The sequence below is a fragment of the Corallococcus aberystwythensis genome, assembly GCF_003612165.1.
GTDB classification, from domain to species: Bacteria; Myxococcota; Myxococcia; order Myxococcales; family Myxococcaceae; genus Corallococcus; species Corallococcus aberystwythensis.
Genome location: NZ_RAWK01000122.1, coordinates 20,083 through 28,814, shown reverse-complemented (window position 1 = coordinate 28,814; position 8,732 = coordinate 20,083). Strand labels below are relative to the sequence as shown.

Below are 8,732 nucleotides of genomic sequence, written 5' to 3'. Positions count from 1 at the left end.
GTCATCAGGAGCCCACCCCAACCCCCGAGGAATCGCGCGGCGGCGTTGGCGAGCGGCGTCTGCGCATCCGCGACCCCGGGCAACGTGCCCAGCGCCACCCACTGCACCGCCGTGTAGATGAGCGTGACAACGCCTATCTGCACGATGAGCGCGAAGGGCACGTCGCGGCGTGGGTTCTTGAACTCACCCGCCGGAGCCGCCGTGTTCTCGAAGCCGGCATAGGCGAACAGCAGCAGCAGCACCGCGGACCCCAGGTTGCCTCCCTCCCTGGGAGCCACCGACGTCGCCAGCGGGACGGACACGAAGAAGAGGCCCACGGCGATGAACACCAGCAGTGGCACCGTCTTGGCGACGGCAAGGAACACCGCGGTGCGAGCGCCGCCCTTCACGCCCACGACGTTGATGGCGGTGAGCGCCAGCAGGGGCACGGCGATGGCCAGGCCCTGGCCCACTCCTGAGTTCGCCGCGGGCCAAAGGAAGCCCAGCGCGCGGGAGAAGCCGACGGACAACGAGGCCACGGACGAGACGCGCGCCAGCCACGTCATCCAGCCGACCTGGAACCCCACCCGTTCTCCAAAGGCTTCACGCGTATAGAGATAGGCGCTGCCGGGCTTGTCGAAGTAGCTGGCCGCCTCCGCGAAGCAGAGCACGAGCAACAGCACCGCCAGCCCCGCGAGCACGACGGCGCCCGTGCTGGCCGAGCCCAGGTTCGCGGCGGCCGCCGCGGGCAGCAGGTAGACGCCGCTGCCGATGACGTCGTTGATGGAGAACCCGACGATTTCCCAGCGCGATACCGCGCGCCGCATGCCGAGCTCAGGAGGAGGCGAATGGGTTCCAGTGGTCATGGACACAAGGGGAGGGGAGCCCACTGGAGCACAGATGCGGCGAATCCGCGAATTCATGAGAACCCGTGTTGACGGTTCGGGTCCGGTACATTCGGTATCCTGTCCACCATGCCCCAAGCCCATGCTCCGAAGTACGTCGCGCTGACCCTTGTCTCGGCGGTAGGGCAGGAGATTCCCGTCACGGGGACCTCCTTCACCATTGGCCGGCAGTTCGACTGTCATTACCGGCCTGACTCCGTGCAGATCTCGCGTCGGCACACCCTGCTGATCCACGAGCCAGAGGGTTGGTTCGCGGAGGACATGGGCTCCGCCATGGGGACCTTCCACAACCAGCGTTCCCTCACCGGTCGTCAGCGACTGGCCGATGGCGACGAGCTCATGGTCGCGGACGTCAAGCTCCGGATCCGGCTCCGCTAGCGTCTCAGCGAAGGCTCTGGAGCACCTGACGCACCCGGTGCCTCAGGGCCAGCAGCTCCGAGCGCTGCGAGAGTCGCGCGAGGATCGCGCCACTGGGGCGGGGGTCGCGAGTGAGTTCGGCCAGCTTCGCCAGCTCCGCGTCCAGCCTGCGAAGGGACAGCTCACAGCAGGTGACGCGGAAGACCTTCACCAGGGCGTCCTCTTCCGTGGGCAGGGTCCGTGTGGCGCCCGCGAGGGCTCGCGCCACCACGCCGGTGGCCTTGAGGCCTCCGGTGGACGCGGCGCCCAGCGCCATTCGCAGCCCCGCCTCCTGAAGATGCTCCAACGCCCCGAAGGCGTCCTGGTCCCGCACGCTGGGATTGCGCAGCACACAGGCCACCGCGCGGGCCTCCAGCGCATCCACGCCGCGCTCGGCTGGGGTGCCGACCGCGGGTGGCGGTGAAGGCGCCTGAGCCACTGTCGCTTCCGGTGTGCCGACGGGCGGCGATACCGGAGACGTGGGCGCCACCGGTGCTCTTGTTGTCGCGACGGCTGCTGGCGCCGGAGCCCGCGGCCCGGCGAGCACGCCCTCCAGTTCCGCGGAGGGCAGACCCACGTGCGCGGACAGCGCGTCCAGGAAGGCCGTGCGCATGAGGCCCGGGGGGATCTTCGCCACGACATCGCGCAGCCGTCCCAGCGCGAGCATCTTCGCCTCGAAGCTGGCCTCACGTCCCTCGGGCAGCACGGTGGTGAAGAGGTGGCGCGTGAGCGGACGGGCGTCCTCGAGCAGACGGGACACTCCTGCGCCGCCCTCCCGCAGCGCGAAGGTGTCCGGATCCTCCCCTTGGGGCAGAAGCGCCACGTAGGTGGCCACGCCGGCGGCGAGCAGCGGTCCAGACAGACGCTCCACCGCGGCGAGCCCCGCCGCGTCCCCGTCCAGCAGCAGCACCAGCTCGCGGGCCTCCGCTCTCGCGAGCACCTGGAGGTGGCCCGGCGTCAGGTGCGTGGAACAGAGCGCCACGGCATGGCGCACCCCCACCTGATGCAGGAGGACGCAGTCGAAGTAGCCCTCCACCAGCACCGCGCGATGCAGCCGGCGGATCTCCGCCCGCGCGAGGTCCATCCCGAAGAGCGTGTCGGCCTTGTGGTAGAGCGGGCTGTCCTTCGAGTTGAGGTACTTCGGTCCCCCGGCGCCACCGGACATGAGACGCCCGCCGAAGCCCAGGGGCCGTCCGTCCGGCGAGCGCAGCGGCAACATCACCCGGCCCCGGAAGAAGTCGTAGCAGCCCGCGCCCTTCTTGCGCGGCTGCACGAGTCCCGTCTCGAGCCCCGCCTCCCGCAGCCCCGCGCGCTCGAGCCGCTCCGCGAGCCGGTCCCAGGCTTCAGGAGCCCAACCCAACCCGAACGCGCGCGCCGTCTCTTCCGTGACGCCCCGCGCCTCCAGATAGGCCCTCGTCGATGCGCCTTCACTGCTCCAGAGCAGGGCCTGGAAATGTTCCTGGGCCAGCCTCGTCACGTCGCGCAAGCGCTGGCTTGAGTCCGCCGCCGAGGCCTCGGATTCCGACACCGGAAGTCCCACCTCGCGTGCCAGCTCACGCACGGCATCCCCGAAGGAGAGCCCGAGCATGCGCCGGAGGAAGTCCACCGCGTCTCCGCGCGCGCGGCACCCGTGACAGAAGAAGAAGCCCTTCTCCGGGACGACGAAGAAGGAGGGGGTGCGCTCCTCGTGGAAGGGGCACCGGCCGCGAAACTCCTTCCCACTCGGCGTGAGCGCCACGTGACGCGAGATGAGGCCGGGCAGGTCCACCCGGTGGCGCAGTTCCTCGAGGGTCTGGGGAGAGATCCGCCGCGATGCCATGAGCCGTTCCGGAGGACCACTCTACCCCGGACGGGTGCAGGGACTGAGTCCGACAGCGGGGCCCGGTTCCGTTCCACCGGGCCCCGCGAGCCGGCCGTCGGGGTCTGCTAGGCGGGGTTCTCCTCGCTGCAGGTCAGCGAAGCATCCTCGGCCTGGAGGGCCTCTTCGGAGGACACGGAGGCCGTGGGCTCGGAGGGCTCGGCCGGCGCGTTCAGGCACTCCATGCCGTAGTACTGGCCACACGTCATCCAATAGCCGGGACCAATGTTACAGAGGTCGCTGCATTGAGCATACGTACAGACATCAATGCACTGGGGGGGACCGGCCAGCGCAGCCGCGGGCGCGAAGGAGAGGGCAGCCGAAACCATCAGCAGGAACTTCGTCCGCTTGTTCATGCTTGCTCCAATCAGGGGGGTGTTGCCTGGCCAGTGTGGGCTGCTTCACCTGATAAGTAAATGAATGTCATTGCCGAGTCTGGCGCACCCCAGGTTTCGTGACTTTGATTGGAGAACTTTCCGCCTGGGCCGTGTGCTGCCTTGCGTCGGCAGGGATGACACGCGGGATGTTTCGCGGAGTGCGCTGCCAGTCGCAGAGGGCTCGCGCGGCGCGTCTCAGCCGCCGGTGCAGGATTGGGATTGGCACGGCGGCACAGGTTCTCGGAAGGTCCTCATTCACGGCCCGGAAGAATCCGTCGTGTCAGCCAGGTTGAAGGAGCATGAGCGGCCTGGCACTGAGCGAGGAGCAGCGGAGCGAGCTGGAAACATGCTTCCGCACGACGGAGGACCGACGTTTACGTGAGAGGTGCCAGGCGGTGTTGATGACGTCCCGAGGGCGCTCCCAGCAGCAGATTGCCGAGGACCTGGGGACGACGCCACGCAACGTCCAGCGCTTCCTCGCCCGCTATCGGGAGGGAGGCGTGAGAGGGTTGAGGATTCAGTGGGCGCCAGGCCGCACGCCGTTGATTCCCGAGGGACTGGCGCCAACGATTCTGGGCTGGGTCCAGCAGGGGCCAAGGGCCTGCGGCGTCAAGCGGGCGAACTGGACGCATGAAGCGCTGGCGGACTTCCTCTACCGCCAGACGGGGATTCGGGCGCGGGAGACGGCCATGGGGGACTTCTGCCGTCGCCATGGCGTGCGCCTGTACCGGCCCACCTATCGCTTCCTTCGAGCGGACGCTTCACGCCAGCAGCAGGCGCGGCAGGAGTTGAGCGAAAAAAACGCCAGGCGCAAGCAGGTGACATCGCCCTCTTGAGCCAGGACGAAGCGAGATTTCCCATGGTGCCGACGCTGACGGCGACGCTGGGCGTGAAGGGACGCCGCCCTGTCATCGGCACCCGCGACTGCAAGGATGTGGTGCACACCTTCGCTTCCGCCAACCTCACCACCGGGGCCGTGACGAGCAGGCTTTACGGCAGCCGTACCCGGACGCGTCGCAAGGATGGACTCTCGAAGACAAAACGCATGCAGGTGGCCTTCGCCCACCACCTGCTCGACGTCGCTCGCGCCTATCCCGCCACGGCGTGGCGGCAAGTCGTCCTCATCATTGACAACGCGCCCTGGCACCGCGGGCGCCCCGTGGACTGGGCCTTGCGCCGCTTCCCGCACCTCTCCCTGTACCGGCTGCCGCCCTACAGCCCTCAACTTCAACCCATCGAACGACTGTGGCGGCCCCTGCGCCAGCGGGCCACGCACAACCTTCTCTTCGACGAGATGACCGAGTTGCAACAGGCCCTGCGCTCGGGCCTGGGCTACTTCCGGACACGGCCTCACGTCGTCCTCAAGCTCTTCGGCTCGCTTTGGACGACGACCGGATTACCCGAGGCGTGAATCAGAGCAGGGGAGAGAAGGGCTTCTTGAGGGTCAGCGTGAGGCCGATCTCCCGGCCATACGGGAGCCGGCCCGACAGGTCCCGTCTGTTGTCGAACGGGAAGCTGAAGCGGACGCCCACGGACCCGTAGACGAAGCTGAGGAAGGGCGCCAGATGGAGAGACGTCGTGGCCTTGTGGGCCGCGGTCCCTGTCTCATGGGCCACCCCCGTCTCCAGCCCCATGATCAGGTAGTTGCCCTGGATTCCACCGCACATCCGCGCGTGGTCACCGTCCATCCACTGTGCCTGCCCGAAGACGCCGACGGCGCCCGACTTGAAGGAGCCCATGCGGTTGTTGTGCATCGCCACGTTGAGTGTGGACTCCAGGCCCACGCCCCAGGCGGTGTCCTCCTGGAGGCGGCTCAAGCTCAGCAGCGGCCCCACCGTGAACCACGGTTGAGGGGAGCCGTCATCAGGAGCGGTGGCAGCGACGGCCATGGCAGCCAGGGTGAGAGCGTTCATCGCGCCAGCATACGAGGGCTGCTCCGCTCCAACCCAACTCCGCTCCAGACATTGTCCGTGTTCCTGGGTACAACACAGGCTGGAGCACACTGTGCGGTGGCTGAGCCGCGCGCACCCTGGAGCCACGCCTTGTCCTCTCGTTCCCGACGCCTGCTGACGACTGTCATTGGCACGCTCCTCCTGTGCTGTGTTCCCTTGCCGTCACGGGCCCAGGAGCCCACGCGCATCGCCCTGCGCGCCGCGAGGCTCTTTGATGGGAAGAGTGACCGGGTCCTGCCGGATGCGGTGGTGCTCATCGAAGGCTCGCGCATCCAGGCGGTCGGCACCGGCCTCGCCATCCCCTCGGGCACACGGGTCATCGACCTGGGCGACGTCACCCTGCTTCCCGGGCTGATCGACGCGCACTCGCACCTGCTGCTGGACGTCGACCCGGAGAACGGAGGCGGGAGCCTCGTCACCCCCGTCACCCAGAGCAGCACCGCCGAACGCGCGCTCCTGGGCGCGAAGCTGGGCCGCGAGATGCTCGAGGCAGGAGTCACCACGGTGCGCGACGTCGGCAACTCGGGGGTCAATGGCGACGTGGCGCTGCGCAACGCCATCCAGCGCGGCTGGGTGCAGGGCCCGCGCATCTCCGCCTGCACCCGCGCGCTCGCTCCCCATGGCGGGCAGTTCCCCACGCTCCAGCTCCCGGCTCAGCCCCTCATCGAGCAGGAGTACGTCACCGTCTCCGGCGTGGAGGAGGCCCGGCGCGCCGTGCGGCAGGCCCTCCTGGACGGCGCGGACTGCATCAAGGTCATTGTCGACAACGGGCACAACCTCCTCTCATTGGAGGAGCTGAAGGTCATCGTCGAGGAGGCCCACCGCAAGAAGCGCCCGGTGGCGGCGCACACCACCACCGACGAAAGCATCCGCATCGCGGTCCAGGCGGGCGTCGACTCCATCGAGCACGGCTACTCCCTCCCCGACGACGTGCTGGCGCCCATGGTCCGCAACCGCATCTTCCTGGTGCCTACGGATGGCCCGCTGGAGGTGTGTGACTCCTTCGAGGCCCAGCCCGGCAATGCGGAGCGCCAGCGCCAGATGAAGGAGCGCTGCAGGAAGAACATCACCCGGGCCCATGACCGCCTCCGCCGTGCGGTGGCCGCGGGTGTTCGGATCGCCGCTGGCACGGACATGTACATCGTGATGCCAGGGCTGACGCGAGGGCAGGCCAGCGTGAAGTGGCTCATCGCTTATGCAGAGGCGGGGCTCAAACCCGTGGACATCCTGCGTGCCGCGACCGTGAACGCGGCGGAGCTGCTGCGCATGCAGGACCAGATTGGCTCGCTCGCGCCGAACAAGCTCGCGGACCTGCTCGCGGTGGAGGGGGATCCGCTGAAGGACATCCGGGTGCTGAAGCAGGTTCGGTTCGTGATGAAGGATGGGCAGGTGGTCCTGGACGTCCGGGCCCAGAAGAAGCGGGGGGATGAGTCGACACGATGAGCGGCCCTGGCGGCCGAGGTGGCGGCGGCGTGGATGACGGCTTCAAGACCGGCCCCGAGCACGTTTCCCCGCATGCCTTCGCGAAGGGAACCCGGTCTTGCGTGGTTCCTGCGCACCGAGCGCTCTCGCGTCGGCCGCGTGCCATGGGGCCGTTCCAATCACCATCCATCCCTGGGAGGTGTGCGATGAGCAACACAGACTGAACTTCTCAGGCCCGTTTGACTGCCGGGCTGGTGGGTGGGGTATTGCTTTGCAGGGAGGACATCAGTCGGGATTTCGTGTAATCAATTCCTTGCATCACGGCTGCGGTCCCGGGGAATGGAAGGCCCTGGAGGACGGTGGCACATCCGGAACCCACACATCCCATAAGAAGAGCATTCCTGGCCTGACGGCATCGAGCAGCGGAGAGCGCCATCTCCGCGATCAATTGCCAGGTGAATCTGGGCCTACTGAGCGCATTCCGAACCGCGTCCTCTGCGAGCCACGCGTGGCCGCGCGACTTCAGTTCGTCGAAGCCGAGAGGGTTGCGCCGGTCACCCGGCCGGAACGACCGTTCCGCCTCGACTTGTGACCGCCGGCGACTCGGTCGGCACGGGCACCCAGGGACGTGGTGACGTCTCCGCGCATGTCCGAAGCCTCCACTTCCCTTCGCGGCTCGCGGGCGCTGCTCCCGCTCCTGGCGCTGTCCTTCTGCCTTCCGCTTGCGGCCCGCGCGGAGGGCACGCCGGCCGACGGAGGCACCCCCGCGCCCCTTGCCTCTCCGGAGCCCACGACCGCCGCTCTTTCCAGGGACTCGTTGGCGGCGCTGGAGCAGCGAATCCTCGGCCAGGGGTGCGAGCCAAAGCTGCTCGGCGACGCGGCCCGCAGCTTCATCGAGGCGCAGCTCCTCTGCGATGCGCACCTGTCGTTCATCCTCGTCCAGGCCACGCTGGACGGGCACCCGGTTCCAGACACCCAGCGCAGGCTGAAGGCCCTTCTCGCGGATGCGCTCGGACGGGCCCGGCGCCCCTTCAACGCACAGAAGGGGACGCGTGTCGCGGGGCACACGCTCCCGCACAGCGTCCTCTACCGGGGCTACGTGCTGCTGATGCTCGCGGGCATGGAGCGCGCCGGGCTCGCGGACGCGGAGTCCACCGCCCTGTTCGACGCACTGGCCGCGCAGCTCGTGGAGGCGCTCTCGCGACAGCTCCTCCTGCCCAGCTTCGGGCGCGCCATCTGGCCCTGCGACAGCGCTCCGGCCGCGGCGGGGCTGCTGCTGCACGGGCGGCTCCGGGACAACGCGGACTCGCGGGCCGCGGGGGAGCGACTCGCCGCGCGCCTCGTTGAATTGGCGGACCTGCCCACGGGCTTCCCCGCGAAGGTGGACGCGAAGGGGCGCCTCGTGGAGCCCACGCAGCGCGGCACCACGCTGGCGTGGACGGGGGCCTTCCTGGGCATGGCCTCGCACCCGGCGGCACGGCGCTTCACGGCCACGCTGGTGGACGGCTACTGCGACCATCCCGCCGGCAGCGCACTGCCCCTCGCCGCCTGCCGCGAGTGGCCGCGCGGGGTGAAGGGCCCGGAGGACTCCGCCAGCGGCCCGCTCGTCTTCGGCGGTTATTCGCTGGGCGCGAGCGCGCTGGCCATCGCCGCCACCCGGCTGTCTGGCGAGCACGGGCCATGGCACCTCCACCTGCTCAATGCCGCACGGGAGATGGGCATCCGCACCACCCTGGAACACCCCTGGAAACGCCCCCTGGAAGCCTCGCTCTATGTGTGGGGAACCACCGTGCGCCCGTGGTAGCGCACAGGGACCGCCGTCGCCGCGGGGTGACCGGAGTCG

9 protein-coding genes are annotated in these 8,732 nt (G+C 68.9%); 5 read left to right on the top strand and 4 right to left on the bottom strand.

Features of this window, described 5'->3' with window-relative positions; genetic code table 11:
• A partial coding sequence (locus D7W81_RS20955) for an APC family permease (RefSeq protein WP_120557156.1) occupies window positions 1–806 on the bottom strand: 806 nt, incomplete at its 3' end.
• Between the two features lie 147 nt (window positions 807–953).
• Here D7W81_RS20955 and D7W81_RS20950 point away from each other — a divergent pair.
• The gene (locus D7W81_RS20950) at window positions 954–1,262 is read left to right on the top strand and encodes an FHA domain-containing protein (RefSeq protein ID WP_120557155.1); all 309 of its coding nucleotides are present in this window, start codon (window positions 954–956) and stop codon (window positions 1,260–1,262) included.
• A gap of 4 nt (window positions 1,263–1,266) precedes the next feature.
• Here the strand turns inward: D7W81_RS20950 and dnaG are convergent, their stop codons facing one another.
• Window positions 1,267–3,099: a DNA primase gene (gene dnaG, locus D7W81_RS20945; RefSeq protein ID WP_120557154.1), complete on the bottom strand. Its 1,833-nt coding sequence runs from the start codon at window positions 3,097–3,099 to the stop codon at window positions 1,267–1,269.
• Window positions 3,100–3,206: 107 nt separating this feature from the next.
• Window positions 3,207–3,494, bottom strand: coding sequence for a hypothetical protein (locus D7W81_RS20940; protein WP_120557153.1), 288 nt, complete (start codon window positions 3,492–3,494; stop codon window positions 3,207–3,209).
• Between the two features lie 320 nt (window positions 3,495–3,814).
• Here D7W81_RS20940 and D7W81_RS20935 point away from each other — a divergent pair, with 320 nt between their 5' ends.
• Together D7W81_RS20935 and D7W81_RS20930 are read left to right on the top strand one after the other, a co-directional pair.
• A complete protein-coding gene (locus tag D7W81_RS20935) occupies window positions 3,815–4,351 on the top strand; it encodes a helix-turn-helix domain-containing protein (protein ID WP_120557152.1) in 537 nt (178 codons plus the stop codon).
• A gap of 23 nt (window positions 4,352–4,374) precedes the next feature.
• On the top strand, window positions 4,375–4,926 hold the full coding sequence (locus D7W81_RS20930) for a transposase (protein ID WP_120557151.1): 552 nt from the start codon (window positions 4,375–4,377) through the stop codon (window positions 4,924–4,926).
• 1 nt (window position 4,927) lies between these two features.
• On the opposite strand, the gene D7W81_RS20925 is transcribed toward D7W81_RS20930, so the two are convergent.
• Complete coding sequence (locus D7W81_RS20925; protein ID WP_147445568.1) at window positions 4,928–5,428, bottom strand: hypothetical protein; 501 nt, start codon at window positions 5,426–5,428, stop codon at window positions 4,928–4,930.
• A 129-nt stretch (window positions 5,429–5,557) separates the two neighbouring features.
• Here D7W81_RS20925 and D7W81_RS20920 point away from each other — a divergent pair, with 129 nt between their 5' ends.
• Together D7W81_RS20920 and D7W81_RS20915 are read left to right on the top strand one after the other, a co-directional pair.
• Window positions 5,558–6,910: an amidohydrolase family protein gene (locus D7W81_RS20920; protein ID WP_120557149.1), complete on the top strand. Its 1,353-nt coding sequence runs from the start codon at window positions 5,558–5,560 to the stop codon at window positions 6,908–6,910.
• A 625-nt stretch (window positions 6,911–7,535) separates the two neighbouring features.
• The gene (locus D7W81_RS20915) at window positions 7,536–8,693 is read left to right on the top strand and encodes a hypothetical protein (RefSeq protein WP_244227325.1); all 1,158 of its coding nucleotides are present in this window, start codon (window positions 7,536–7,538) and stop codon (window positions 8,691–8,693) included.
• Window positions 8,694–8,732: the final 39 nt, after the last annotated feature.

Excerpts from the sequence above, each read along its gene's own strand:
- D7W81_RS20915 (WP_244227325.1), top strand. The coding sequence starts at position 7,536 with ATGTCCGAAGCCTCCACTTCCCTTCGCGGCTCGCGGGCGCTGCTCCCG.
- D7W81_RS20940 (WP_120557153.1), bottom strand. The coding sequence starts at position 3,494 with ATGAACAAGCGGACGAAGTTCCTGCTGATGGTTTCGGCTGCCCTCTCC.
- D7W81_RS20930 (WP_120557151.1), top strand. The coding sequence starts at position 4,375 with ATGGTGCCGACGCTGACGGCGACGCTGGGCGTGAAGGGACGCCGCCCT.
- dnaG (WP_120557154.1), bottom strand. The coding sequence starts at position 3,099 with ATGGCATCGCGGCGGATCTCTCCCCAGACCCTCGAGGAACTGCGCCAC.
- D7W81_RS20925 (WP_147445568.1), bottom strand. The coding sequence starts at position 5,428 with ATGAACGCTCTCACCCTGGCTGCCATGGCCGTCGCTGCCACCGCTCCT.
- D7W81_RS20935 (WP_120557152.1), top strand. The coding sequence starts at position 3,815 with ATGAGCGGCCTGGCACTGAGCGAGGAGCAGCGGAGCGAGCTGGAAACA.
- D7W81_RS20950 (WP_120557155.1), top strand. The coding sequence starts at position 954 with ATGCCCCAAGCCCATGCTCCGAAGTACGTCGCGCTGACCCTTGTCTCG.